At 69.4% G+C, this 23,161-nt stretch carries 23 protein-coding genes and 2 tRNA genes; 10 read left to right on the top strand and 15 right to left on the bottom strand.

The window, feature by feature from the left end; all coding sequences use genetic code 11:
- Positions 1-4: 4 nt before the first annotated feature.
- The 7 genes from AB0J66_RS27110 to AB0J66_RS27080 form a co-directional block, all read right to left on the bottom strand.
- The gene (locus AB0J66_RS27110) at positions 5-421 is read right to left on the bottom strand and encodes a VOC family protein (RefSeq protein ID WP_364666056.1); all 417 of its coding nucleotides are present in this window, start codon (positions 419-421) and stop codon (positions 5-7) included.
- A 387-nt stretch (positions 422-808) separates the two neighbouring features.
- On the bottom strand, positions 809-1,126 hold the full coding sequence (locus AB0J66_RS27105) for a PIN domain-containing protein (RefSeq protein WP_364666054.1): 318 nt from the start codon (positions 1,124-1,126) through the stop codon (positions 809-811).
- Between the two features lie 376 nt (positions 1,127-1,502).
- Positions 1,503-1,964 (bottom strand): phage tail protein, encoded by a 462-nt coding sequence (locus tag AB0J66_RS27100; RefSeq protein WP_364666051.1) that lies wholly within the window; start codon positions 1,962-1,964, stop codon positions 1,503-1,505.
- A 194-nt stretch (positions 1,965-2,158) separates the two neighbouring features.
- Positions 2,159-3,127: a DUF3039 domain-containing protein gene (locus AB0J66_RS27095; RefSeq protein WP_364666048.1), complete on the bottom strand. Its 969-nt coding sequence runs from the start codon at positions 3,125-3,127 to the stop codon at positions 2,159-2,161.
- Positions 3,128-3,225: 98 nt separating this feature from the next.
- Positions 3,226-3,621: a helix-turn-helix domain-containing protein gene (locus tag AB0J66_RS27090; protein ID WP_364666045.1), complete on the bottom strand. Its 396-nt coding sequence runs from the start codon at positions 3,619-3,621 to the stop codon at positions 3,226-3,228.
- Positions 3,622-3,828: 207 nt separating this feature from the next.
- A tRNA-Ile gene (locus AB0J66_RS27085) sits at positions 3,829-3,902 on the bottom strand.
- 71 nt (positions 3,903-3,973) lie between these two features.
- Positions 3,974-5,242, bottom strand: a complete 1,269-nt coding sequence (locus AB0J66_RS27080; RefSeq protein ID WP_364666042.1) for an NAD(P)/FAD-dependent oxidoreductase — start codon at positions 5,240-5,242, stop codon at positions 3,974-3,976.
- A 263-nt stretch (positions 5,243-5,505) separates the two neighbouring features.
- Between AB0J66_RS27080 and AB0J66_RS27075 the strand changes: the two genes are divergently transcribed.
- The gene (locus tag AB0J66_RS27075) at positions 5,506-6,771 is read left to right on the top strand and encodes a threonine/serine exporter family protein (RefSeq protein WP_364666039.1); all 1,266 of its coding nucleotides are present in this window, start codon (positions 5,506-5,508) and stop codon (positions 6,769-6,771) included.
- A gap of 645 nt (positions 6,772-7,416) precedes the next feature.
- Here the strand turns inward: AB0J66_RS27075 and AB0J66_RS27070 are convergent.
- Positions 7,417-7,489, bottom strand: a tRNA-Asn gene (locus tag AB0J66_RS27070).
- A 191-nt stretch (positions 7,490-7,680) separates the two neighbouring features.
- Here AB0J66_RS27070 and AB0J66_RS27065 point away from each other — a divergent pair.
- Positions 7,681-8,010, top strand: coding sequence for a hypothetical protein (locus AB0J66_RS27065; protein WP_364666037.1), 330 nt, complete (start codon positions 7,681-7,683; stop codon positions 8,008-8,010).
- A 56-nt stretch (positions 8,011-8,066) separates the two neighbouring features.
- Here the strand turns inward: AB0J66_RS27065 and AB0J66_RS27060 are convergent, their stop codons facing one another.
- Both AB0J66_RS27060 and AB0J66_RS27055 read right to left on the bottom strand, forming a co-directional pair.
- Positions 8,067-9,074, bottom strand: coding sequence for a sugar phosphate isomerase/epimerase family protein (locus tag AB0J66_RS27060; RefSeq protein WP_364666035.1), 1,008 nt, complete (start codon positions 9,072-9,074; stop codon positions 8,067-8,069).
- 135 nt (positions 9,075-9,209) lie between these two features.
- Positions 9,210-10,214 (bottom strand): TIM barrel protein, encoded by a 1,005-nt coding sequence (locus AB0J66_RS27055; protein WP_364666032.1) that lies wholly within the window; start codon positions 10,212-10,214, stop codon positions 9,210-9,212.
- 555 nt (positions 10,215-10,769) lie between these two features.
- Between AB0J66_RS27055 and AB0J66_RS27050 the strand changes: the two genes are divergently transcribed.
- Genes AB0J66_RS27050 through AB0J66_RS27035 form a run of 4 tightly spaced genes read left to right on the top strand, consistent with a single transcriptional unit; the run spans position 10,770 to position 14,549 of the window.
- Positions 10,770-11,678 carry an ABC transporter ATP-binding protein gene (locus AB0J66_RS27050; RefSeq protein WP_364666371.1) on the top strand — a complete coding sequence of 303 codons (909 nt, stop codon included), beginning with the start codon at positions 10,770-10,772 and terminating at the stop codon, positions 11,676-11,678.
- A complete protein-coding gene (locus AB0J66_RS27045; RefSeq protein ID WP_364666029.1) occupies positions 11,675-12,433 on the top strand; it encodes an ABC transporter permease in 759 nt (252 codons plus the stop codon). Before AB0J66_RS27050 ends, AB0J66_RS27045 begins: the two co-directional genes overlap by 4 nt.
- Complete coding sequence (locus tag AB0J66_RS27040; protein WP_364666027.1) at positions 12,433-13,116, top strand: response regulator transcription factor; 684 nt, start codon at positions 12,433-12,435, stop codon at positions 13,114-13,116. Before AB0J66_RS27045 ends, AB0J66_RS27040 begins: the two co-directional genes overlap by 1 nt.
- Positions 13,113-14,549 carry a HAMP domain-containing sensor histidine kinase gene (locus tag AB0J66_RS27035; RefSeq protein ID WP_364666024.1) on the top strand — a complete coding sequence of 479 codons (1,437 nt, stop codon included), beginning with the start codon at positions 13,113-13,115 and terminating at the stop codon, positions 14,547-14,549. Before AB0J66_RS27040 ends, AB0J66_RS27035 begins: the two co-directional genes overlap by 4 nt.
- On the opposite strand, the gene AB0J66_RS27030 is transcribed toward AB0J66_RS27035, so the two are convergent.
- Complete coding sequence (locus tag AB0J66_RS27030) at positions 14,532-14,864, bottom strand: hypothetical protein (RefSeq protein WP_364666021.1); 333 nt, start codon at positions 14,862-14,864, stop codon at positions 14,532-14,534. The two genes, AB0J66_RS27035 and AB0J66_RS27030, sit on opposite strands and share 18 nt — an antisense overlap.
- A 41-nt stretch (positions 14,865-14,905) precedes the next feature.
- Positions 14,906-16,843, bottom strand: coding sequence for a galactose oxidase-like domain-containing protein (locus AB0J66_RS27025; protein ID WP_364666018.1), 1,938 nt, complete (start codon positions 16,841-16,843; stop codon positions 14,906-14,908).
- A 231-nt stretch (positions 16,844-17,074) separates the two neighbouring features.
- On the opposite strand from AB0J66_RS27025, the gene AB0J66_RS27020 reads away from it, so the two are divergent.
- Together AB0J66_RS27020 and fdhA are read left to right on the top strand one after the other, a co-directional pair.
- Positions 17,075-17,308, top strand: a complete 234-nt coding sequence (locus AB0J66_RS27020) for a TM2 domain-containing protein (RefSeq protein WP_364666015.1) — start codon at positions 17,075-17,077, stop codon at positions 17,306-17,308.
- Positions 17,309-17,444: 136 nt separating this feature from the next.
- Positions 17,445-18,692, top strand: coding sequence for a formaldehyde dehydrogenase, glutathione-independent (gene fdhA, locus AB0J66_RS27015; protein WP_364666012.1), 1,248 nt, complete (start codon positions 17,445-17,447; stop codon positions 18,690-18,692).
- Positions 18,693-18,695: 3 nt separating this feature from the next.
- Here the strand turns inward: fdhA and AB0J66_RS27010 are convergent, their stop codons facing one another.
- The 3 genes from AB0J66_RS27010 to AB0J66_RS27000 are packed head-to-tail and all read right to left on the bottom strand — an operon-like array spanning position 18,696 to position 21,115.
- Positions 18,696-19,481 (bottom strand): aldo/keto reductase, encoded by a 786-nt coding sequence (locus AB0J66_RS27010; RefSeq protein ID WP_364666009.1) that lies wholly within the window; start codon positions 19,479-19,481, stop codon positions 18,696-18,698.
- Entirely contained in the window at positions 19,478-20,362 is an 885-nt protein-coding gene (locus tag AB0J66_RS27005; RefSeq protein WP_364666006.1) for an NAD-dependent epimerase/dehydratase family protein, read from the bottom strand. The genes AB0J66_RS27010 and AB0J66_RS27005 overlap by 4 nt, the downstream gene beginning before the upstream one ends.
- A gap of 12 nt (positions 20,363-20,374) precedes the next feature.
- Positions 20,375-21,115, bottom strand: a complete 741-nt coding sequence (locus AB0J66_RS27000; RefSeq protein ID WP_364666003.1) for a hypothetical protein — start codon at positions 21,113-21,115, stop codon at positions 20,375-20,377.
- A gap of 134 nt (positions 21,116-21,249) precedes the next feature.
- On the opposite strand from AB0J66_RS27000, the gene AB0J66_RS26995 reads away from it, so the two are divergent.
- Both AB0J66_RS26995 and AB0J66_RS26990 read left to right on the top strand, forming a co-directional pair.
- The gene (locus tag AB0J66_RS26995; protein WP_364666000.1) at positions 21,250-22,437 is read left to right on the top strand and encodes a DUF2786 domain-containing protein; all 1,188 of its coding nucleotides are present in this window, start codon (positions 21,250-21,252) and stop codon (positions 22,435-22,437) included.
- Between the two features lie 35 nt (positions 22,438-22,472).
- Positions 22,473-23,159, top strand: coding sequence for a hypothetical protein (locus AB0J66_RS26990; protein ID WP_364665997.1), 687 nt, complete (start codon positions 22,473-22,475; stop codon positions 23,157-23,159).
- The last annotated feature ends 2 nt before the right edge of the window (positions 23,160-23,161 follow it).

Here is a 23,161-nt window from a genome sequence, read left to right as displayed (position 1 = left end):
TTCCTCAGGTGGCGCTTCCCTGTTGAAGGATGCGGATCGGGTTGCCCGACGGGTCGCGGAGGCCCATGTCGGTGCCGTAGAAGTGGTCGGTGGGATCTTGGGTGAAGTCGGTGAAGCCGTGCGCTTTCAACGACTCGTACAGGCCTCGGATGTTGTCGGTGTTGAGGACCAGACCGGTCAGGGCGCCCTTGGCGATCAGCTCGCGGAGCTGGGCGGCGGTCGCCTCGTCGTGCAGGGGCGGGCCCGGTTGCTCCAGGGAGATCTCGGTGCCGCTGTCGCCGGGGACCCGGACGGTCAGCCAGCGGTAGGAGCCCTCCTGGACGTCGTTGCCCTTCTCGAGACCGAGCAGGCCGACGTAGAACTCCAGCGCCTCGTCCTTGTCCAGGACGTAGATGGACGTGACGTTCAGCTTCGTGATCATCGCGCACTCTCCTCTGCCATGGACCCAGGCTAAGCAGGCCGCCCCGGCGGGGCTTCTCGAAAACTGATCAGCCGCCGAGCCGGGCCAGCAGCTTGTCGGTGTCGTGATCCCGGATGAGCGGCCACGAGTCCACGGCCGTCCCCGTGTAGAGCTTGAAGCTGGTGACGCCGGTACGCCTCATCTCGTTCTGCACTCCCCCGGTCAGTACCAGGCGCGCGACGCTGGAGGGGAAAACCTGGCCGGGAGCGCTGCACCTCGACCTGCTCCTCGGCCGTACGTACCTCCTGCCGGGTCTTCGCTTCGCAATACCCGACCCTGCCCCCGATCCCCCGCCACCCAAAGCGGCGTCACAGAGCAGGCGGCCGATGCCATCGTGCGGAGGCGACTTCAGACCAGACCAGGAGCTTCAGCCGGCAATCCTTCCGCCCGCGCAACGTCGAGCATCCGTTTGTCGTAGGTGACAAGCGTGTCGAGCGCATCGCCCAGAATCTGAGCGCTGGCCACGTGAACGGCGTCGAGCGTCCCCAAGTTGCCCGGAAGGTGGGCCGCCGCGTCGCGAACCTCTTCGGTCAGAAGGATCTCCGTGAAGCTACCGACCAGATCACGCATGAGGTCGGGGTAGTCGCCGACACGGTCCATGGTCCGGACTGTCTCGACGAAACCGAGGGTGCTGGTGGCCATCGGCATCACCGGCCGGCCCTCCAAGAACCTTCGCAAATCAGCGGCCTAGGTGCGCCGTGCCAGCAGGGTGACGAGCGCGGAAGCGTCCAAATAGATCAACGGTCGTCCTCGGCTCGGCTCTCCAACAGGAGGTCCAGCGGCGAGGCGTCGGACGGAACGTCATACGACGGCATCCGGTCGAGATCGGCGGTGGTAGTCACTATAGGCGTACGACATCCCCTCCGTGAACACCGCAAGCATGATCAACGGCTATGAGGCCACCACCACCCGCCGCAAGGCACAGGTTGGCGGTAGCACCGAGGCGCTGATCGCGATGCTGTCGACGATGCACCCGCTCGGCGAAGGCATGGATCATCACCTCGATCCTCCAGCAGCTGTTCGGGATTTGAGCGGTTCCCGCTCAGTACTCGTTCTTGATCACGAAGTACGACCCGCGGATCGTTCCGGCCAGCTTCGACTTCTGCCGCGCGAACTTGAACGCGCCGAGCTCCTCCGGCACCTCCATGCCGTCGGAGAGCTTGAACCCGACTGCCCGCTTTCCGCCATCGTCGAGCGTGTACAGCACGTTGACGACCAGACCGGACTGGTGGAAGACGTACGCCCATCGGACGTTGTCGACCAGCACCTCGGCCGCCTCGAGCGCCGGCGAGGCGATGACCATGTCCCGCTCCTCCCGCAGCACCCGACCGACCCAGTCGACGGTCGCCTTGGCGTCGTCCGCCGGCTCGGTCACGAAAACGTGGGCGTACTTGTTCTTGAAATACCGCGCCTCGTTGGCCCGCAGCCCCGCAAGCGCCTCCGCCACCGGCGACGACTCCAGCCCCACGGTCGACACATTCTCGAAGTCCACGACATAGCTCATGACGAATTCCTCTCCGCTCTCCGGCGTCGTACATCTCCTCTGACGGATCCGCCGCGCCAGGTGTGACAGCCCGGCACCGCGGGGGGCTGGGAGTAGCGCCGGGCCCACGCGACTCAGCGCAACCGACCCACCGAGCCGGACCAGCCAGGCAGAAACCCGAAAACCCTCCAAGGCTTTACCAGGCTGGCAGCGCCTCATTTAGGCAGATCGCGGTAGCGCTCTTCGCAGACCGCGCACTTGGGCAAGGAATCGTGGTCCTGATAGGGGACGAAGTAGACACCACACATGGATCTGACGCCGCGGCCGACGACCGAGCTGAGGGCGAGATTGCGTCGATGCGTGTAATGGGCAGTGTCGTTAGGACTCGACTGCGCGAGCAGACCGTCATCGGTAAGCTTCCGCAGCTCATCGATGCGCAGGGCATGGCTTCCTAGGTCGTCGATCGTCGAGAAAGTGTCACCGAAGCGGTCCCAGCTCGTCTCGGGCGGACTGATCGAGATCAACATACGTATCGTGGCCTGCCAGCCCAAGCCTGATGTGCGGAACTCGTTCTCGAGGTTGATCTCAACCACTGTTTCCTCGCGCTCGAAGCCCGGTTCGTGCACTTGCTCAACGGTCACCTCGCACTCCCCGAACCGCCTCGCCGGATCCTTCGGATGGGGAAGGATGAAGGTTGCCGTTCCGCCTTCGGCGACCGTGCTCAGGGCGTCCAAGACGAGGCGCTGCATGTTCAGTTCCCAGTCCGTCAACAACCTTGCCGCCGTCTCGCGCTTCAGCTGCCGACGGTCGTCATCGGTAGGGAGCCATTTATCGATCTCACCGGACTTGTCGGCCCGCTTCACACGCTCGTAGAAGTCATCGCGGTCTTCATGGCCACCCTTGGCGAGCCCGGCCGCAACAAGCCAACAGGTACCGGTGCTGGAGTCGACCCAAACACCACCACGCCATTGGCCGGACTTGATCTCGAGCAGCGCGAAACGAGTACAGCTCTTCACCGGACCGACGTAGTTGTCGCGCTGCGGGTCGTCGCCGAAGCTGTCCCGCGCCTTTTGGATGATCGGATGAGGCAGCTCGCTCAGCGGAGAAAGCGGGTCGACTCCCTCAACGCCGGGTCCCGGATGAGCGGGGGTCGACTTCCATCCGTCGCGTAGATCATCTCGCAAGACGCGGAGGGTAGGGCGTGCCCGTCGGGATTCCACCGAGCCATTGTCCCGGCCGCGCCGGCTGGGAACGCCGGCGACGCCCCAGCCGAACGGTCGATTCAGAGCAGGTCGGAAAGCTCATCGATCGCAGCGGCACGACCCTGCTGCTGCTGCGCGAAGCGCTCGGCGAGCTCACGGCGGTCGCGTTGACGGCGATGCTCGAACTTGAGGACCTCGGAGACCGGGATACGCCGATCCCGGCCGACACGGTCGAACGCGATTTCACCTCGGTCGAGAAGCTTGTACAGGTGGGCGCGACTCATGCCAAGGCGATCAGCGACTTCGTTCGGCGTCAGCTTGGCGTTCGGCTCGAACGCAGTGATCTCGGCACCCGCACGGACGGACTCAGCTAACGCATGAATGACGTCGAGCATCTCGGGCGAGATTTCGGCCGCAGCACGCTCGAGCTGGTCGAACTGCTCGGCGGGAACATGGGAAGTGTCAATCGCACGCATGGCTCACCCACGGCTCGGCTGGTCGCTGCAGACGTCATAGATATCGTAGATGTCACAGATGCTACCAGCAGCGAGCCTGCCACAGCAAAGACTTATGACAGCTGAGCTGGGTTCAAGAGCCGGAACGGTTCAGAGGAGGTGCTCGGGTCGCGCAGCGCGACCACCGCACCATGGGGTCCGGGGGTCGCCCCCGGAGAAGGCACAGCGTGGGGCGGGCGGGACTCGAACCCGCGACCGAGGGATTATGAGTCCCCTGCTCTAACCCACTGAGCTACCGCCCCTTACCGGCGGCGATCCTAACCCGTGGGCCCTGTTCACAGCCAGCGATCTCCCGAGCATATGCAGCGGGGCCTCATCGGGCCGCCCCGACGCCGGCGCCGAGCCGGGTGAGGACGGCGCCTGCGGTGCGCCAGCCGCCGGCCAGGGCGCCCTGGATCGACGGGCTGTCGCGGTGGTCGCCGGCGACGAAGAGGCCGTCGCCCAGGTCGACCGGCTTGCGCAGGTTGTGCTGGGGGACTCGGGCCGACGGGAGGGCGTTGGGGATGCTGATCACTTCGAGCAGGTCCCAGTCGTCGGTGGGGACGCCGTAGAGGCGGGACAGTTCGACCCGGATCACCGTCTCGGAGGCGCTGGACGGGGCCGAGACGCCGACGACCGACGCCGCGATCAGGGATTTTCCGGTGGGCGCGTACTCGGGGGCGGCGTTGCTGACGACAACCGTGTTGGCGATGATCTCGCGGCGGTCGCCGTCGAGGACCAGGGTGGGTTCGTTGAGCGGGGCCCGGTCGGCGCCGAAGTAGAAGGTGGTCAGGCCGTGCATGTCGGGCTCGGGCAGGCCGGGCAGGAGCTCGGCGGCCGACGTCGGGTCGGTGGCGACGATGACGGCACGGCAGTGGATCTCGCCACCTTCGGTGACGACCAGGCCGGGTCCGACCGAGAGGGTTCGGGCGCCGATCAGCAACTGCGGGTACGGCAGCGGGCCGGCGATCGCCGCGGGGAAGGCGGCCATCCCGGCGGCCGGGACGCCCAGGCGCCCGCGGGCGAAGGACCGCAGCACCATCGAGAAGACGTGGCTGGACGTGTCGAGCGAGCGGTCGCCGAAGACGCCGGACAGGAACGGCCGCAGCACCTCTTCGATCATGCGGTGGGACATGCCGGCCTTGCGCAGGAACTCCTGGGTCGTGGTCTCGCGCGCCTCGAGCAGCCGGGCCGCGGGCACGGTCGCGCAGCGTGTCGCCAGGGCCGCGAACTTGAGCCGGTCACTGAGCGTGCCCACCCCGGAGGTCAGCGCCTGCGCCGCCGCGAGCGGTTCACGCACCGGGTTCTCCAGCCGGTGGAGCTCTCCCCCGCGGCGCACGAGCACACCCGGGGTGAAGTAGCGCATGTCCAGCGCGTCGATGTCGACGAGTGCCGGCACCCGCGGGTAGGCCGTGTTGAGGATCTGGAACCCGCGGTCGAGATGCCATCCGTCGACGGTGTCGGTGGTGACGCGCCCGCCGATCCGGTCCGACCCTTCGACCAGCAGCCATTCGACTCCGGCCCGGTCGAGCCGGCGGGCGGCGGCGAGTCCGGCGAGACCGCCGCCGACGATGACGACGTCCACCTCAATTGGCTGCGACACGGGCACCTCACAAGGGGACGAACCAGGCAAGCACAGACTAACGGCGGCGGCTGGTCCGGGCAGGCGATTCGGTCACGCCCTGCTTGCCGTACGCCCGTGAGCACCCCCGGCCGTACGCCCGAAAGCACCAGCCGGACGTACGGTCATGAGCGCCGCCCCGAGGCGTACCCCACCCGCCGTCGCCAGCGTGACATACCCACCAGCCCGCACCTCACTCCCGCCGGGTGATCTCGCTCCGGCCTTCCTCGCCTAGCGTGCCGCTCATGGCGGAGAACGACCACGAGCGGCGGGAGCTCCAGCAGTTCCTCCTCTATCTCGGCAGCGCCCTGACCGCCGCCGGCGAGGCCGTCAACCAGATCGAGGACCGCCTGCTGCGGGTGGCCGCGGCCTACGGAGCCCCGCACGCCCGGGTCAGCGTGCTGCCCACCTACCTGGTCGTCTCCTTGGAACCGGGTCGCCCCGCCACCCTCGAGCCCACCCGCCAACTCCGCGGCGGCCTGCGCCTGGACCAGACGGCCGCCATCTATGAGCTGCTCAAGGAGTCCGAACGCGGCCGGCCCACCCCGGCCGACGGCATTTACCGGGTCGAACAGATCATTGCCATGCCCGCCCGTCTCCGCCCGGCCCTGCAGATCGCGAGCCATGCCGTCCTGACCACCGGCATCTGCCTGGTCCTGCAGCCCACGTGGGGCGACCTGCTGCTGGCGGCAGCGTTCGGCGCCGTGGTCGGCGCCCTGAAACTGATCGGCGCCCGCTGGGCCAGCGTTCAAATGATCATGCCGGTGACCGCCGCCTTCACCGTCGCCGCCACGACATTCCTGCTGGCCGACACCGGCTGGGCCGATCCCGACCTGAAAGCCATGGTCGCCCCCTTGGCCACCTTCCTCCCCGGCGCCATGCTGACCATGGGCGTAGTGGAGATCTCCGCCGCCGAGATGGTCACCGGCGCCAGCCGCCTGGTGACCGGCGTCCTGCAGCTGTTCCTGCTGGCCTTCGGCATAGTCGGCGCCACCCAGACCGTCGGCCTCCCGAGGGCCAACTCCCAACTGACCGCCTTCCAGGACCCGATCGGCCCGTGGGCCCCCTGGCTGGGCGCCCTGATCGTCGCCATCGGCAGCTACCTGGTCCACTCGGCCCCACGCCGCTCCCTGATCTGGCTCTGCCTGGTCCTGTACGCCGCCTGGACCGCCCAATACCTCGGAAACCTCCTGGTCGGCGGCTACCTGTCCGGCTTCGTAGGCGCCCTGGTCCTGACAGTCGTCGCGTACCTGGTAGAACACCTACCCAGCGGCCCCCCAGCCCTGGTCAGCTTCCTGCCCGGCTTCTGGCTCCTGGTTCCCGGCGCCCTGAGCCTCATAGGCGTAACCGAATACCTGAGCGCCAACCAGTCCCAAGCTTCCCAGGACCTCCTGAACGCTTTAGCCTCCATGCTCGCCGTAGCCCTAGGCGTCTTATGCGGCCACCCTGTCTACCGAGCCCTATCCCGCTCCCTGGCCACCCTCACCCCCACCCCTTCCCCACACACCTAGATCCCCGTAACAACGCCACCCGGCCCGGGCAGGAGGCGGGGTCCAACGGCGCCGAGGCCGGGCGGGGCCGGGCCAGGGTCGGAGGTCCGGAGTGGGGGCCGTGCTGGGCGGGCCGGGGCCGGGTAAGGCCGAGCCGGGCGGGCCGGGGTCGGAGGTCCGAGGCGGCGGCCCGGGGTCGGAGGTCCGAGGCGGCGGCCCGGGGTCGGAGGTCCGAGGTGGCGGGCTGGCCGGCGGGGCCGGGCCGGACCGACGAGGCCGGGCGAGGCCGAACTGTGCCGAACTGGGCCCGGGGTCGGAGGGCCGGGCGAGGCGAGGCTGAGCCGGACGGGCCGGGACCGAGCCGGGCGGGCCGGGGTCGGGGGCGAGGCCGGAGCCGGAGCAGGACGGGCCGGGACGGGGTAGGAGGTGGCGATCAGGGGTCGAAGTCTGAAGGCAGAGGTAGGGCGGGATCGAAGACGAGGGCAGGGGTCTGAGAGCAGAGCGAGGAAGGCAAGGGCGACACTAAAGAAAAAGGGTCAAGCCGCCACGTGCGCACTCACTGCAACCGAGACACCGTGGGGTTTCCGGGGGTCGCCCCCGGAGCAGAAATGCGAGCGGCCCCCCGGTCCGCGCTTTCTGCGGACCGGGGGGCCGTAGGACCGCTCGCTCCCCCGATTGGACTCGAACCAATAACCTGCCGGTTAACAGCCGGCTGCTCTGCCAATTGAGCTACAGGGGATCGTGCTCGGCGCCGGTCTTGCTTGGTGCCGGGGAACAGAGTACATGACGATGGCGGGTGGGCGCGAAGGGGTTCCCCGGCACGCCGCGTCGGGGGGAATCCGGGTGGACAGGAGTACGCCGGCGGCAGGATGGGTATGCACGGTCAACATCGGCGCATGCGCGCCACCACGAACGGAAGGAGCCGCGATCATGCGCGGAAAGCTGATGTTCATCTCCGGTCTCGCGGCGGGCTTCGTCCTGGGCAGCCGTGCCGGCCGGGAGAAGTACGAGGAGATCCGGGCGAACGCCAAGAAGGTGTGGGAGCACCCGTCGGTGCAGGAGGCCGCCGGTGTGGCCCAGGCGCAGGCTAACAAGCTCTACTCGGAGAGCAAGGACAAGCTGCAGTCGTCGAAGCTGGGTGAGAAGCTTTCCACCTCGTCGAGCGACTCGAACTCGCTGGACTCGTCGCCGACCGAGCCGCTGGCCACCTCGACGACCGTGACGACCTCGACGAGCAAGTCTTCCGGCACGTCGTTCTGAGTTTTTCGAAAGCCGCCCCGGATGACCGGGGCGGCTTTCGTGTGTCTGAAGGTGTGTCAGGGGTTGGTGGAGAAGGCGGCGTCGAAGGCGGCGGTGGGTGCGTCGAAGGCGAGCCGCCGGACGAATTGCAGGGCTTCGGGGGCGCCGATCAGGCGGTCCATGCCGGCGTCTTCCCATTCGACGGAGATGGGGCCGTCGTATCCGATCGCGTTGAGCGCCCGGAAGCAGTCCTCCCAGGGCACGTCGCCGTGGCCGGTGGAGACGAAGTCCCAGCCGCGGCGCAGGTCGGCCCAGGGCAGGTGGGAGCTGAGGCGGCCGCGGCGGCCGTCGCCCGTACGGACTTTCGCGTCCTTGCAGTCGACGTGGTAGATCCGGTCCTTGAATTCGAGGATGAAGTTGACCGGGTCGAGTTCCTGCCAGACGAAGTGGGACGGGTCCCAGTTGAGGCCGAAGGCGGGGCGGTCGCCGATGGCTTCGAGGGTGCGGCGGGTGGTCCAGTAGTCGTACGCGATCTCGCTGGGGTGGACCTCGTGGGCGAAGCGCACCCCGACCTCGTCGAACACGTCGAGGATGGGGTTCCACCGGTCGGCGAAGTCCTGGTAGCCGCGTTCGATCATCGCCGGTGGGACGGGCGGGAACATGGCCACGGTGTGCCAGATCGATGAGCCGGTGAAGCCGACGACCGTGTTGACGCCGAGTTTGGCCGCGGCCCGGGCGGTGTCCTTCATCCGGTCGGCGGCGCGGGTCCGTACGCCCTCGGGGTCGCCGTCGCCCCAGATGGCGGCGGGCAGGATGTCCTGGTGGCGCTCGTCGATGGGGTGGTCGCAGACGGCCTGGCCGACGAGGTGGTTGGAGATCGCGAAGACTTTCAGGTTGTGCTTGTCGAGCTGTTCGCGCTTGCGGTCGATGTAGTCGGGCTCGGCGAGCGCCCGGTCGACCTCGAAGTGGTCACCCCAGCAGGCGATCTCGAGCCCGTCGTAGCCCCACTCGGACGCGAGCCGGCACACCTCGTCGAAGGGCAGATCGGCCCATTGGCCGGTGAAGAGCGTGATCGGACGTGCCATTGCCGTTTTCTCCCTCGGGCAGCCGTGATTAGGCGGGCGGCGAGGGAGGCCGCCCAGGGTGGTGCGTGGCGAGGTTGCGCCGGTCCGGGTTTGCGCCTCCCGGGGGCCGGCTCGCCATCACCGACTCTAGACAACTCAGCGAGCGGCGCAAGGCTCGTTTTCCGGCTGCAGGCCGAGGGCGGCGAGCTCCGCCAGGAGGTACGTGACGTCGTTGGTGACCGCGTCGGGGGTGGGGGTCCGGCTCACCAGCGTGAGGTTCTCGGTGAGCGGGCCCTCGTGGCCGAACAGCTGGCGCAGGCCGTCGCGCCAGCGGGTGGTGGTGGCGCCGGGCACGGCGGCCACGCGGACCTCGACGATGGCCAGGCCGGAGTCGGTGATGGCCTCGATGCCGGCGGCCGGGTCGGCCCAGGTGCGTTCGCAGTGGCCGAGGTCGAGGCAGATGCCGAGCCGGTCCTTGTCGACGCGGCTGAGGGCGGCGACCGTCTGCTCGGGGCTGTCCAGGACGTAGCCCTCGGCGGGCTGGAAGCCGACGCGTACGGCCCGGCCGTTCTGCCAGGCCAGGTCGGCCAGGCCGTGGGAGAGGCGGCGGAGGATGCCGAGGGCGGCCTTGTCCTCGGCTTCGGCCCAGCCGTCGCGCCGGCCCAGGCCGATGGTGCTGACCGTGCCCCGTACGGCGTCGTCGTCGAGCAGGTCGAGCAGGACGCGGGCCAGGTCCAGTGTGTATTCGCGGCGGGCGGGATCGGTCCAGTCCCGTTCTTTTTCGGCAGCCTCCGCCGCGTCGCTGTTGGGGGGAGCGACGACGGCGGAGGCGCCCGCGGGGGAGGCACCCGCGTGGGAGTCAGGTCTGGGTTTCTCGCCGCCGCCCTCGGCGAAGGGCGCGCCGCTCAACGTGACGACTTCGAGCCGGCGGGCGTCGAGTTCGGCACGAAGCCGGGTGCGGGCGCGGCTCTCGACGGCGAGGGCGGCGGCGAGTGCGGGGGGAAGCCACAGGTTCACGCCGAGCGCGTCCGCCCCGAGGCGGGCCCGCACGGCGCCATAGGTGTCGAGTTGCCGGACGACGGCGGGTAAATTGCTCCCCGATCGCGTGGCGATCTCACATCCGAGGTGCACGATCCGGCCGGAGGGGTGTCTCAGCCGCATACGAGTCCTCCCCGGACAACAGCCCCGGCGCATCTGCACGTGCATCCGCACGTGCTTACCGGTCCAGTATGGACCATGCGGCCACCGGTGCTCGACGCGCGCATTGCCGGCCGTCGCACTGCCATGACGCCTCCATCCGTGGAAACTTCTGCCCTCGGATACGAGAGTCATGCGTCCACGGGATCAGCGGCGTACGAACCGTGCGACGCGATGACCGGCCCAAACATGATCTAGCCCCCCACCCTGAATCGGCGCTCACCGATGGAAGCGCCCTTGGTGACCTGCCGGTAGGTCCCCCGAACGCCTGCCTCACATCGTTGTAATCGACCTCATCGATGTGCACGATGTGCAATTTCGGGCATGCACGAAACGATCTCCTGTGCGCTCGCACAGCAGGCTGCACCAGCCATTTGCTTCGAAGCCCCCACGCCGACGCCGACGTGGATGCCTGATGCATGGCCCTCCCCCGTGGCGTTCCGGACCCGGCTTCACAGAGTTCTTTCAGAAGCTCTGCGAGGAAGGTCAGGCTGGTCGGTCAGCATCGGCGGTATGGGAATGATCGAGGTACGGGGACTGACCAAGCGGTACGGGGCGGTGACGGTGGTGGACGACTTGTCCTTCACCGTCGAGGCGGGGCAGGTGACCGGGTTTCTCGGGCCGAACGGGGCCGGGAAGACGACCACCATGCGGATGATCGTCGGGCTGGCGGCGCCGGACAGCGGGTCGGTGAATGTGGGTGGGCCGCGCTACGCCGAGCTGGCGGTGCCGCTGACCGAAGTGGGGGCGTTGCTCGACGCGGGGGCGGTGCACGGCGGGCGTACGGCGTACGACCATCTCTGGGCGCTGGCGGCGAGCAACGGGCTGCCGAAGAAGCGGGTGGACGAGGTGCTCACCCGTACCGGCCTGGAGGGGGTGGCCGGGAAACGGGCGGGCGGCTTCTCGCTGGGCATGCGGCAGCGGCTGGGGATCGCGGCGGCGCTGCTGGGCGATCCACGGGTGCTGATCTTCGACGAGCCGGTGAACGGGCTCGACCCGGAGGGGATCCGGTGGGTACGCGAGCTCATGCGGTCGCTGGCCGGTGAAGGGCGGGCGGTGCTGGTCTCCAGCCATCTGATGAGCGAGATGGCGCAGACGGCCGATCACCTGGTCGTGGTCGGGCGGGGACGGCTCATCGCGGACACGTCGGTCAGCGAGCTCATGCGCGCGGCCGGCGGCGGCACGGTTCACGTGCGGACGAAGGATCCGGCCGGGCTCGCCTCACGATTGTCGGCGGCCGGAGCATCCGTACGGCAAGGTCTTGAATCTGCTCTTGTCGTGTCCGGGATGACCGCCGAGGACGTGGGCGACCTGGCGGCGTACCACCGCATCGCCCTCAGCGAGCTCACGCCGCAGCGAGCGTCGCTGGAGGACGCCTTCATGGAGCTGACCCGGGACAGCGTCGAGTACCAGGGGGTGGCGGCATGAGCCGGGCGGTACGGGCCGAATGGATCAAGCTGCGCAGCCTGCGGTCGACCTGGTACACGCTGGGGTGCCTGTTCTTCGCCGGGCTCGGGATCACCGCCCTGTCGTCGTCGAACTCGGCCCGGGACGCGTACGCGGAGGCCGGCGCTGCGTGGGACCCCACGGCGCACAGCCTCACGACGTACATCGTGGCGCAGTTGATCGTGGGTGTGCTCGGCATCCTGGTGGTCACGTCGGAATTCGCGACGGGCCTGATCCGCACGACACTGACCGCGACGCCCCGGCGGCATCGCGTGCTGGCGGCCAAAGTGCTGGTGGCGGCGGTGGTCGCGGTGGTCGCGGGGCAGGTGCTGATGGTGGCGGCGTTCCTGATCGGGCAGCCGCTGCTGGGCCGGCAAGGAGTGCCGAACGCGGGGCTCGGGGATCCGGGGGTGCTGCGGGCGCTGTTCGCGGGCGGGCTCTACCTGGCGCTCATCGCGCTGCTGGCGGTCGGGCTCGGGACGATCATGCGGGCCACCGCGGGGGCGCTGGCGACGCTGGTCGGGATCGTGTTCCTGGTGCCGGCGCTGGGCGGGCTGTTCCCCTCGTGGATGGCCGGGCTGTTCGACTTCTGGCCGACGATCGGCGGGGCGGCCGCGCTGGCGACGGTGCCGGATCCGGACTTCCCGCACCCGTGGTGGAACCTGGCCGGGATGAGCGTCGGGATCGCGGCGGTGCTGGTGGCGGCGTTCGTGGTGCTGCGGCGCCGCGACGTTTAATGGCCATCATGACGGAACGTCTGCTCGTGGTGGACGACGAGGCCACCGTCCGGGAGCTGCTGGCGGCGACGCTGCGGTTCGCGGGCTTCCGGGTGGCCTCGGCCGCCACCGCGGGCGAGGCGATCGCCGCCGCCACCGCCGACCCGCCCGACCTGGTGCTGCTCGATGTCATGCTGCCCGACATGGACGGCTTCGAGGTCATCCGGCGGCTGCGCGACCGGCGTACGCCCGTGTTGTTCCTGACCGCCCGGGACCGGCCGGCCGACAAGGTCACCGGGCTGTCGCTGGGGGCCGACGACTACGTGACCAAGCCGTTCGACCTGGAGGAGCTGATCGCGCGGATCCGGGCCATCCTGCGCCGCACCAACGGGCACCACGCCGAGATGCTGAGGGCGGGCCCGCTCGCGCTCGACGTGGAGGGGCATCAGGTGACCCGGCACGGCCGGCCGGTACGCGTGTCGGACACCGAGTTCCGGCTGTTGCGCCACCTGATGGAGAACGCCGGGCGGGTCGTGACGAAGGCGCAGATCCTCGAACGGGTGTGGCGGTACGACTTCGACGGCGACGCCAGCATCGTGGACACCTACATCTCGTACCTGCGCCGGAAGGTCGACGTCGAGGAGCCGAAACTCATCCACACCGTGCACGGGGTGGGCTATGTGATCCGGGAGCCGCGGCGGTGAGCTTGCGGGTACGGCTGCTGTTGCTCACCGCCGCTTTGCTGCTGGCCGGGATCGGGCTGGTGGGTACGGTCGTCTCCGACCGGCTGTCGGATTACCAGGTGGAGCGGCTGGACACGCAGCTGCGGTCGCTGACCGGGTTGATCTCCCAGGCGCCCACTGGCCCGTCACGCAGCGGTGCCCGGGCCGACGTGCTGGACCCTGCCCTCGACCTGATCGGCGCCCCCTACCTGGTCTACCTGGATTCTCGCGGCGCGGTCGTCGACGGAGTGCTCTCGTCCCGGTTGTCCACAGCGAGCCTGCCAACCGGCCTGTCGTCTGTCCCGACCGATGGATCCGCTGTCTTTCGGCCCGCCGGGGACGGCTCGGGACGGTGGCGGGCGGTCGCCCGCAAGACGGCGGGCTGGGACGGAACGGTCATAGCGGCGGCCCCGATGACCGCGGCCGACGCGACGGTCGCGCAGCTGCGCACAACCAGCCTGATCAGCGGTCTCGTGCTACTGGCGGTGCTGACCGCGGTGGGCTGGTTCGCGCTGGGCCGGGGCCTGCGCCCGCTGCGCCGCGTCGACCGGACGGCGGCCGCCATCGCCGCCGGCGACCTCACCCAGCGGGTGCCCGCCCTGGCCGGGCCCAACACCGAGATCGGGCACCTCGCGGCGTCCCTCAACACCATGCTCGGCCAGCTCGAGAAGGCCTTCGCGGACCGCGCCGCCTCGGAAGCCCGGATGCGGACGTTCGTGTCCGACGTCAGCCACGAGCTGCGCACGCCGCTGTTCGTCATCAAGGGCTCGACCGACCTGCACCGCATGGGCGCCCTGGCCGCACCGGCCGACGTCGACGCGGCCATGCGCCGCATCGAGCAGGAGGCGACCCGGCTGACCGCCCTCACCGAAGACCTGCTGCTGCTCGCCTCGCTCGACGACTCGCCGGAAGGGCAGCTCGACCGGGCCCCGATGGACCTGCGCACCCTCGCGACTGACGCCCGGCACGACCTGCACGCCCTCGACCCGGCCCGCCCGGTCACGCTCACCGGCCCTTCCGGAAACGGCCCGCCCGGTCCGGCCCCGGTCGACGCGGACGAGGCCAGGCTCCGCCAGGTGGTCGCCAACCTGGTCGGCAACGCGGTGACCCACACCCCCACAGGCACGGAGGTACGCATCGGAGTCGGCACCCACAACGGCCGCGCCGTCCTGGAGATCGCCGACCGGGGGCCCGGCATGACCGCCGACCAGGCCACCCGCGTCTTCGACCGCTTCTACCGCACCGACCGCTCCCGCACCCGCTCCGGCGGCGCCAACGCGGGCCTGGGGCTGGCCATCGCCCGCTCCCTCGCCCACGCCCACGGCGGCGAGGTGGAGCTGGAGACGGCACCGGGGGCGGGCGCCTGCTTCCGCCTCACCCTCCCCCTGCTCGAGGCTTCAGAAGGTGACCGGTAGGGAGGTCAGGCGGTGGCCGAAGGGTGGGGTGGGTTGCCAGGGCGGGGGTCTCGTAGGCGGGACGGAGGCCGGGGCAGCGGGCCAGCAGGAGGCGTAGGCACTCGTCGGTTTCCATGCGGGCCAGGGCGGCGCCCAGGCAGTAGTAGGTGCCCAGGCCGAAGCTGAGATGGCGGTTGCGGGGGGCGGGTTGTCGAAGAGCAGGACCAGGCCGTTGGCGATCAGGTTGGCGGTGGTCTCATGGCCGGCGAACAACAGCAGTACGCAGTTGGCGACGGCCTCGTCCTCGGTGATCAGGTTCTCCGCTTCAGCGGCCATGAACCGGCGCCGGCTCCTCCTGCTCGGCCTTCGTGACTCGGCTACCACATCCACTTCTGGCGGAGGCCGCCGTTGCAGGTCACGAGCAGGATGGGAGCCGTCTGGGCCGACGAGGCCGGGGCGAGACACAGCCTGGTGTCGGCGGCCGGCCGGATGGTGCGGTCGGTGTACAGCTGCCAGCGCTGGGCGGTCGAGCCGTTGCAGCGGTACATCCAGATCCGCTGGCCGGCCACGAACCGTTTCGACGGGACGTCGACACAGTTGCCGATCGCGCGCAGCGTGCCATCGTCCGGCTGCCGGGTCATGGCCTGGGCGCCGGAGGAGTTGCAGGTGTACGCCTCGAGGTAGGTCGAGGGCGCCGGCGACGACCGCGGCACGTCGAGGCACCGGCCCGTCAGGTTGACGATCCGGCTCATGAGCGGGTTGCGGGCCCGGGCCACCTGCACCATCTTCGCCACCGAGGGCACACCTTGGGCGTTGACGGCGAAGAGCATGTAGTAGCCGGGCGGCGCGACACCGCCGGTGGGCGGGCCGGTGACCGTCAGGGTCGATCCGGCGGTGGTGAACCGCAACGGAACGTACCGCTGGCCCTGATCGACGCCGTGCGTCGCGTCGCCGAGGCCGACCAGCGCGACCTTGCGGATGCTCGAGGCCTGCGGGGAGGTGACCGTGAAGCGGGCGCCGATCCCGACGGCGGCCGGGGCGGCGGTGATGACCGGCCGGGCCGCGAGCGCGCCACTGCCGTCCTTGCGGTACAGGTACGGCGGCGTGAAGTACTCGACGTTCTTCTCCAGGTAGCCGAACTTCACGCAGTCCGAGCAGATGCCGCCGCCACCGGTCATGACCCGGCCGTCGGGCAGCAGCACGGCGGTCGAATGGTATTGCCGGACGCGGCTCGCGCTCGCCAGCACGGTCCACCGGCCGGTCGCCGGATCCCATCGTTCGGCCGCCGTCGCGGCGTGCTCCAGGTCGACCAGGGGCGAGGTCGCGGCGCTGGTCATGCCGCCGGTGGCCAGCACCGAACCGTCGGCCAGCAGGGTGGCGTTGAGCTGCCGGCGCCCGGTCGACAGCGATCCGGTCGCCGTGACCGACGGGAACGGCCCGGCGCCCGCGTTCATCACCACGGCGGTCCGGGTCGGCACCTGCGTGGCGCCGCCCTCGGTCAGATTGCCGCCGCCCACGACGACGGATTTGCCGATGTCGTACGTGGCGAAGCTGCCGTAGTCGCGGAAGAGCCCGTCCCGCGATCCGGTTGCCGTGATCACTCCGTTCCCGGAGGTGGCGATGGTGAAGGCGGTGGTGGACGGGCCGATCAGCCCGAGTTGCGTGTCCGGGCGGGACACCAGGTAGGGATAGATCCGCGCGTTGTACCGGGTGAAACCGGGAAGGGTGCGGATGCCGCCATCCCCCTCGTACACCTCGGCCGTCGAGGGGCCGCCGCCGATGATGACGCCCTCGCCGTTCGCCGTCTCCGCCACCGACGGATACCAGCGGGCGGCGGCCATGTCCTTGCCGCGGGCCCACGTCTCGCTCCGCCAGTCGAAGACGTGCGTGCGGACGATGCCGTCCATCTTGGCGTTGGCGTTCCCGCCGGCGACCAGGATGTTGCCGTTGGCCAGATGGGCGAACCCGGCGCAGAAGATGTTCGACCCCTGCAGATCGACCCGCTTGTACGTGTTGCCGACGGGATTCCAGACCATGGCCCGGGTGAACGTGTGGTCGGGGTACGACTCGGTCGGATTGTCGCCGACGGAATCCCAGATGAGCACCTTGCCGTTCGGCAGCATGGCCGTGAAGACCGGGACGACCGGCGTCTCGGCGACCGGGCTCCACCCACCCGCGGTGCCCGGGTCGGCGGCGGCGGCTTTGGTGCGGGCCATTCCGGGCCGTACGCCCGTGGAGCGCTGAATGCGCGCCGCGTTCCCGGCGGTCTGCGCCTCGACCTCACGCATCGGAATCCCGGCCAGATCGTCGGCCATGTGCTGATGCAAGTCGTCGTGATCATGAGAATGCTCGGCCTCGGCCGATCGGGACACGTTCGAGCCCAGAAGCAATAACGTGAAGATCAATCCTGGAACGACAAGGCGGCGTCGGCGCATGCGATGGTCCCTTCGACAGGCCGCTCACCTTAACTGTCGCTAAGACGCCTTTCAATACGCTATCGTGCATCGATTTTTGCCAGTTCACTCCATAGAGGAGATACCGCGATAATGACCGCCACCCAGGCTCCCGTCAGCACCGGATCGAAGTCCTGGATCGCCGCCCTGCTGCTCTGCTTCTTCGTCGGCACGCTGGGCGTCCACCGCTTCTACGTCGGCAAGATCGGCACCGGCATCCTCATGCTGATCACCGTCGGCGGCTTCGGCATCTGGACTCTGATCGACTTCATCACGATCGCGATCGGCAAGTTCACCGACAAGCAGGGCCTCGCGCTGGCCCGCTGATTCGGCGCCGGGCGGCCCGGCGACGGGCCGCCCATCGATATGTCCGGATAAACGCGAGCCGCCACAAACACTCGTTTTTCTTGGACCGTTCAGGAGAAGACTGAGCTCAGTTCTCCACTTCTGACGGGAGGCAACGATGCCAGGAAACCGAGCAGTGGTGTACGAGGGGCCCGGACGGGTCGAAATCCACGAGATCGATTATCCGACGTTCGAGCTGAAGGACGGGCCGGGCGTCAACAAGGCCAACATCGGCCGGCAGGCCCGGCACGGGGTGATCCTCAAGACGATCACCACCAACATCTGCGGCAGCGATCAGCACATGGTCCGCGGGCGTACGACCGCCCCTGAAGGTCTGGTCCTGGGCCACGAGATCACCGGTGAGGTGGTCGAGGCCGGGCCGGACGTCGAGTTCGTCAAGGTCGGCGACGTGTGCTCGGTGCCGTTCAACATCGCCTGCGGCCGGTGCCGCAACTGCAAGGAGGGCAAGACCGGGATCTGCCTGAACGTGAACCCGGACCGGCCCGGGTCGGCGTACGGCTACGTCGACATGGGCGGCTGGATCGGCGGGCAGGCCGAGTACGTGCTCGTCCCGTACGCGGACTGGAACCTGCTCCGGTTCCCCGACCGCGACCAGGCGCTCGAGAAGATCCTCGACCTGACGATGCTCAGCGACATCTTCCCGACCGGCTACCACGGGTGCGTCAGCGCGGGCGTCACGACCGGCTCCACTGTGTACATCGCCGGGGCCGGACCGGTCGGGCTGGCCGCGGCCACCTCGGCCCACCTGCTGGGCGCGGCCGTCGTGATCGTCGGCGACCTCAACGAGGAACGGCTGGCCCAGGCCCGCAGCTTCGGCTGCGAGACGATCAACGTGGCCGAGGGCGACCCGGTCGAGCAGACCCGCCAGCTCCTCGGGCACGACGCCCCGGCGATCGGCGAGCCCATGGTCGACGCGGCGGTCGACGCGGTCGGCTTCGAGGCCCGCGGCCACGGGCAGGACGCACAGACCGAGATGCCGGCGACCGTGCTCAACTCGCTGATGACGATCACCCGCGCCGGCGGCGCGATCGGCATCCCCGGGCTGTACGTGACCGGCGACCCGGGCGGCGTCGACGAGGCGGCCAAACAGGGTTCGCTGTCCCTGCGGCTCGGCCTCGGCTGGGCCAAGTCCCACTCGTTCGTGACCGGTCAGTGCCCGGTCATGAAGTACAACCGGAACCTGATGATGGCGATCCTGCACGACAAGGTGCAGATCGCCAAGAACGTCAACGCCACCCCGATCCCGCTCGACCAGGCCCCCCAGGGCTACCAGGAGTTCGACCAGGGCGCGGCCCGCAAGTACGTCATCGACCCACACGGCGCGGTCGGCCACCGAGCCGCCTGATCCTCAAAGGGTGGGCAGGTCGAGGCCTGCCCACCCCAGCCGCTCGGCGGCCAGATTCTCTTCCAGATGAGCGATGCTCGCCGTCCCCGGGATCGGCCGGATGACCGGGGACCGGTGGAGCAGCCAGGCCAGCGCGACCTGGGTCGGGGTCGCGCCCACCGCGGCCGCCATCGCGGCGATCCGCTCCTGCTCGCCCGACGCGCCCGCCGCGATGGGGCGCCAGGGCAGGAACGTGATTCCCGCGCGCTCGCAGGCCTCCAGGACGGGCTCATGCTCCCGGTCGAGGATGTTGTAGCGGTTCTGCACGCCGGCGATCTCGACGATCTCCCGGGCCTCGGCGAGCTCGGCCACGGTGACTTCGGACAGGCCGATTCGGTCGATCTTTCCTGCGGTACGGAGTTCGCGCAGCGTCCCGATCTGGTCGGCGAGCGGGATCGCGGGGTCGATCCGGTGCAGTTGGAGCAGCTCGATCCGGTCCACCCGAAGCCGGCGCAGAGACCCCTCGACCTGCGCGCGCAGCACTGACGGGCGGCCGTTCAGCTCCCACTCGCCGCCGGGGCCGGACCGTTCGACGCCGACCTTGGTGGTGATGGTCAGGCCCTCAGGATAGGGATGGAGGGCCTCGGCGAGCAGTTCCTCGTTGGCGCCGCCGCCGTAGAGGTAAGCGGTGTCGATCAGGGTGACGCCCAGCTCGACGGCCCGGCGGGCCACGGCGATGGCGCCGGCCCGGGCCGCGGCCGGGGCGGCCGGCAGGTGCATGGCGCCGAAGCCGATGCGCGGGCCGGTCATCGGGGGAAGGAGTCGCGGATGGCGGACTCGACGGAACGGCCGGTGGGTGGCTCGATGAAAAGGTCGGCGAGCAGGAGGCCGGCGAAGTAGGTGGGATTGACGCCGGACTCCTTGCGGGTCGCCTTCTGCAGGGCGCCGCCGGCTCGGAGGGCGGCTTTCACGACCGGGGCGGGCAGGGTTCGCACCGGGCGGCCGGCTATCCGGGCGATCATCTCGGACCACGACAGGTTTTCGTCGCCGATCGGGAGGTCGGCGTTGCTGCGGGATTCGAGGGCGTCGACGGTTGCCTCGGCGACGTTCCGGGCGGTGGTGACGGCAGTGCCACCGGGCGGCGCGACCAAAGGAAAACGCGATTGGGCCCATGTGCCGAGCGGGCCGGACCAATTCGGAAGGCGATCGCCGGCCCGGCCGAAGACGAAGGGCAGTTCCAGGACGGCCACGGGCAGGCCGGGGCCGGCGGCGGCGCGGGCTTCCCGCGCCTGTTCCAGGCGACAGCGGATGTACGTGTGGTGCTCGCTGAGCCGCCATTGTGGATGGAGGCGGTCGAAATACGTGTAGTACGAGCCCATCACGGCGCCGCGGGTGAGGCCCTGTTCGCGGGCCGCGGCGAAAAGGCGTACGACCGGGTCGACCATGTCCCGCCGGAAGGCGGGGTAGATCGGACGCGGCAACGGTCGCTGCTCGTCCGTGCGGGTCGCCAGAACCACCCCGTCACAGCCGGCCAGAATCGGCCGCGGGTCGTCGCTTTTCAGGTCGAAGACGTGGTCGACCCCGGCGCGGGCACTGCGAGCGGCCGTGACCGCTGTGTGCCCGCTCTCGCGTAACACGTCGACGACGTGAGCGCCGATCAGACCGCTGCCGCCGAGCACAAGAATCCGCACCCGGGCATCGTCTCAGGACTTCTGGGGATTCTGCGCGTACAGACAGCCGGCGTTCTTTCCGACGAGGCGCAGACCGACCAGATCGCCGGCGCCCCATACGGCTTTCTTGGTGGTCAGGACCGGGTACATGATCTCGTACTGGTCGGCGATCTTCGGGTGGTCGAGGCCGACCGCGTGGCCGATCTCGTGCATCAGCAACTGGCCGGTGGTGCCGTTGCGGCCGGCGGTGAAACCGCGGGCCATCTTCGCGGTGAGGGTGGCGTTGAGGACCACGCGGCCCTCCGTCATGCCCCAGGCCTGAGCGCCCGATGCCGTGTAGGCGGTACGGGCCATGTAGCCGCCCATTCCGGCGGTGGTCTGGGTCTTGGGGAGCATGCTGCTCTGCACGCCGGGCGTGACCCACGCGATGACGATTTCGGTGCCGGCCGGATACGTACCGCTGTAGCCCTTGTTGGCCGCGGGAACGGCCGTCGTCGTGCCCGCGTACCGGAAGGTCAGGCCCGTCGCCTGGGCGACGTTGGTGAATGCCGTCTGCACCTCGGTGAGCGAGTTCTTCGGCGCGCGCGTGAGATTGACGCGGTAATCGATCGGGCCGGCGCACGGATTCCAGCGCGCGATCGGGCCGGCGCCGTTGGCCTGGCTCAGCAGCTTGTACGCCTTCGCGTTGCCGGCGGCCTGCGCGACGCCGGGCTGCAGAACGACTAGGGGCAGGGCGGCGGCGATGGCGACGGCGGCGCGGGACCAGCGAGGCATGGAGACTCCGGGGGGTTCGGAACATGGCGAACCCTGCGGATCGGCAGGTCAGGCTGCGTTGTTAGGACTTGTCCACAGGCCTCCGCACGATCTTCGCCGACCTGGGTAGGGTCAGGCGATCGAACGGAGGTCAAATGCGCAGAAACAGTGATGAAACACGCCCGCAGTTGGCCGACGAGATCGTCCAGCAGGCGATCCACGCGGTGCGAGGCCGCCGGCAGTGGGAGCTCGAGCAGTGCCTGATGCTGCTGATCGGCTCGCTCGGTGTGCAGGCGGTCAACCGCGCCTTGTTCACCGCGCTGCTCGGCCAGATCCAGCGGTCCTGGCTGGCCGGGTGGCAGCCGGCCGAGCTGGCCCGCGCCGCCCGGCGCGACCATACGGCGCGCCACGGCAAGCTCGTGGTCGACGCGCTCGCGGCCCAGATGCGCGGCCACCCCGCCGCCACCACCGACCATCGATGGCAGGCGCAGCTCGCCGACCTCGGCGCGGCCGTCTGGTGGGAACACGACGACCTTTACCTGAGCGTGTGGGCCGAGCGGGAGGGGCTCACGCGCTCGGCTGCGATCGTGACGGTGGTCGAGGTGCTGAGCCTGCTGTCGTTCCTGCCGCCGATCGAGCTGATCGTGCCGCCGCCAGGCTCACGCTCCTCCTCGGCGCCGGCGGCCGACATCGACCAGCGGACCCTGGCCAAGGTGCGCGCGCTGCTGGCCAAGGCCGAGTCGACCGACTTCCCCGAGGAAGCGGAGGCGTGCACGGCCAAGGCGCAGGAACTGATGGCCCGCCACCGCATCGACCACGCCCTGCTCACGGTGACGACGGGCCGGCGCGACAGCCCCGGCAGCCGGCGGGTGGCGATCGACAGCCCGTACGAGGCCCCGAAGACGCTGCTGCTGCAGGTGGTGGCCGAAGCCAACAGCTGCCAGGCGGTGTGGACGAAACGGTTCGGCTTCTCCACGCTGATCGGCTTCCCGACCGACCTCGACGCCACCGAGATCCTCTTCACCTCGCTGCTGGTGCAGGCCACGCGCGCAATGACCCACGAGCGGTCGAGCACCCGCTCGTTCCGCCAGTCCTTCCTGACGGCGTACGCATCGCGAATAGGCGAACGCCTCACCGCCGCGGTCGAGGAGGTGCCCGCCTCCCCCGACCTGCTCCCGGTCCTGGCCGCCCGCGACGTCGAGGTGCGCGACGCCGTCGCCCAACAATTCCCCGCCCTCACCCACCGCACCACCACAGTCAGCAACCGCGCCGGCTGGCTCTCCGGCCGAGCCGCCGCCGACCGAGCCGCCCTCCACGCCCGCCAGGAGGTCACCCAGGACTGACTCCATCGATGGACGCCTCTTGTTAGCGTCGCCCCATGCCCGCCAAACCCAAGCCCCCAGGCGACGGTGACGACGGTCCCCCACACCCGCCGCGGGGGCGAAGCTCCCACGGCCCGGGCGACATGGACGGCGCCCACGATGCTGTGGCCGCGGCGCTTCGGGCCGGCCGGGCGAACCCCGACGGCACCGCGCTCTCGGCCCGAAGCCCGCAGACGGCGGGCGATGTCGAGCTGGCTAAGGTCATGCGGCGCTACGAGCAGTTGGGAGACGACCCTCCGAGGTTCAACATCGCCGAGAACGAAGCCGCGCACAGCCGAGCGCACACGCTCGAACGACACGGGCCGGACATTCCGCTGCGAAGGAACGAGGGACCGAAAACCATCGAAGGGCGCATCTACGGCGACGGCGAGTGGGACGCCGTCAACGCCTCCCTCAAGTGGACCGACCACACGACCATGAATCGCGAAATCAACGACTACATCCAGAAGAACTGGCCGCGTATCCGTGACGACTTGGCGCTCGAACGCTCCCACGACGGCCTGTTCGATGCCGGCCATCAGATCGGCGAGGGTTACTACAACAAAGGCATGTACGGCGTCGGACCACGTCAGGCCGAGTACGTCACAACAAGTCTCGTCCGAGTCCGTATCAAGGTGGTACGCGGCTCCGACCCGGCGCAGCCTTACATCGTCACGGCCTTCCCCGCGGCGTTAGGGTCTTGAAC

The organism is Actinoplanes sp. NPDC049598, assembly GCF_040675435.1.
Taxonomy (GTDB): Bacteria; Actinomycetota; Actinomycetes; order Mycobacteriales; family Micromonosporaceae; genus Actinoplanes.
The sequence above is the reverse complement of the archived record's forward strand: the minus strand, read 5'-3'. Positions and strand labels throughout refer to the sequence as shown.

Excerpts from the sequence above, each read along its gene's own strand:
- AB0J66_RS27110 (WP_364666056.1), bottom strand. The coding sequence starts at position 421 with ATGATCACGAAGCTGAACGTCACGTCCATCTACGTCCTGGACAAGGAC.
- AB0J66_RS27100 (WP_364666051.1), bottom strand. The coding sequence starts at position 1,964 with ATGAGCTATGTCGTGGACTTCGAGAATGTGTCGACCGTGGGGCTGGAG.
- AB0J66_RS27090 (WP_364666045.1), bottom strand. The coding sequence starts at position 3,621 with ATGCGTGCGATTGACACTTCCCATGTTCCCGCCGAGCAGTTCGACCAG.
- AB0J66_RS27075 (WP_364666039.1), top strand. The coding sequence starts at position 5,506 with ATGGCGGAGAACGACCACGAGCGGCGGGAGCTCCAGCAGTTCCTCCTC.
- AB0J66_RS27065 (WP_364666037.1), top strand. The coding sequence starts at position 7,681 with ATGCGCGGAAAGCTGATGTTCATCTCCGGTCTCGCGGCGGGCTTCGTC.
- AB0J66_RS27060 (WP_364666035.1), bottom strand. The coding sequence starts at position 9,074 with ATGGCACGTCCGATCACGCTCTTCACCGGCCAATGGGCCGATCTGCCC.
- AB0J66_RS27055 (WP_364666032.1), bottom strand. The coding sequence starts at position 10,214 with ATGCGGCTGAGACACCCCTCCGGCCGGATCGTGCACCTCGGATGTGAG.
- AB0J66_RS27050 (WP_364666371.1), top strand. The coding sequence starts at position 10,770 with ATGATCGAGGTACGGGGACTGACCAAGCGGTACGGGGCGGTGACGGTG.
- AB0J66_RS27045 (WP_364666029.1), top strand. The coding sequence starts at position 11,675 with ATGAGCCGGGCGGTACGGGCCGAATGGATCAAGCTGCGCAGCCTGCGG.
- AB0J66_RS27040 (WP_364666027.1), top strand. The coding sequence starts at position 12,433 with ATGGCCATCATGACGGAACGTCTGCTCGTGGTGGACGACGAGGCCACC.
- AB0J66_RS27030 (WP_364666021.1), bottom strand. The coding sequence starts at position 14,864 with ATGGCCGCTGAAGCGGAGAACCTGATCACCGAGGACGAGGCCGTCGCC.
- AB0J66_RS27025 (WP_364666018.1), bottom strand. The coding sequence starts at position 16,843 with ATGGCCGACGATCTGGCCGGGATTCCGATGCGTGAGGTCGAGGCGCAG.
- AB0J66_RS27020 (WP_364666015.1), top strand. The coding sequence starts at position 17,075 with ATGACCGCCACCCAGGCTCCCGTCAGCACCGGATCGAAGTCCTGGATC.
- fdhA (WP_364666012.1), top strand. The coding sequence starts at position 17,445 with ATGCCAGGAAACCGAGCAGTGGTGTACGAGGGGCCCGGACGGGTCGAA.
- AB0J66_RS27010 (WP_364666009.1), bottom strand. The coding sequence starts at position 19,481 with ATGACCGGCCCGCGCATCGGCTTCGGCGCCATGCACCTGCCGGCCGCC.
- AB0J66_RS27000 (WP_364666003.1), bottom strand. The coding sequence starts at position 21,115 with ATGCCTCGCTGGTCCCGCGCCGCCGTCGCCATCGCCGCCGCCCTGCCC.
- AB0J66_RS26995 (WP_364666000.1), top strand. The coding sequence starts at position 21,250 with ATGCGCAGAAACAGTGATGAAACACGCCCGCAGTTGGCCGACGAGATC.
- AB0J66_RS26990 (WP_364665997.1), top strand. The coding sequence starts at position 22,473 with ATGCCCGCCAAACCCAAGCCCCCAGGCGACGGTGACGACGGTCCCCCA.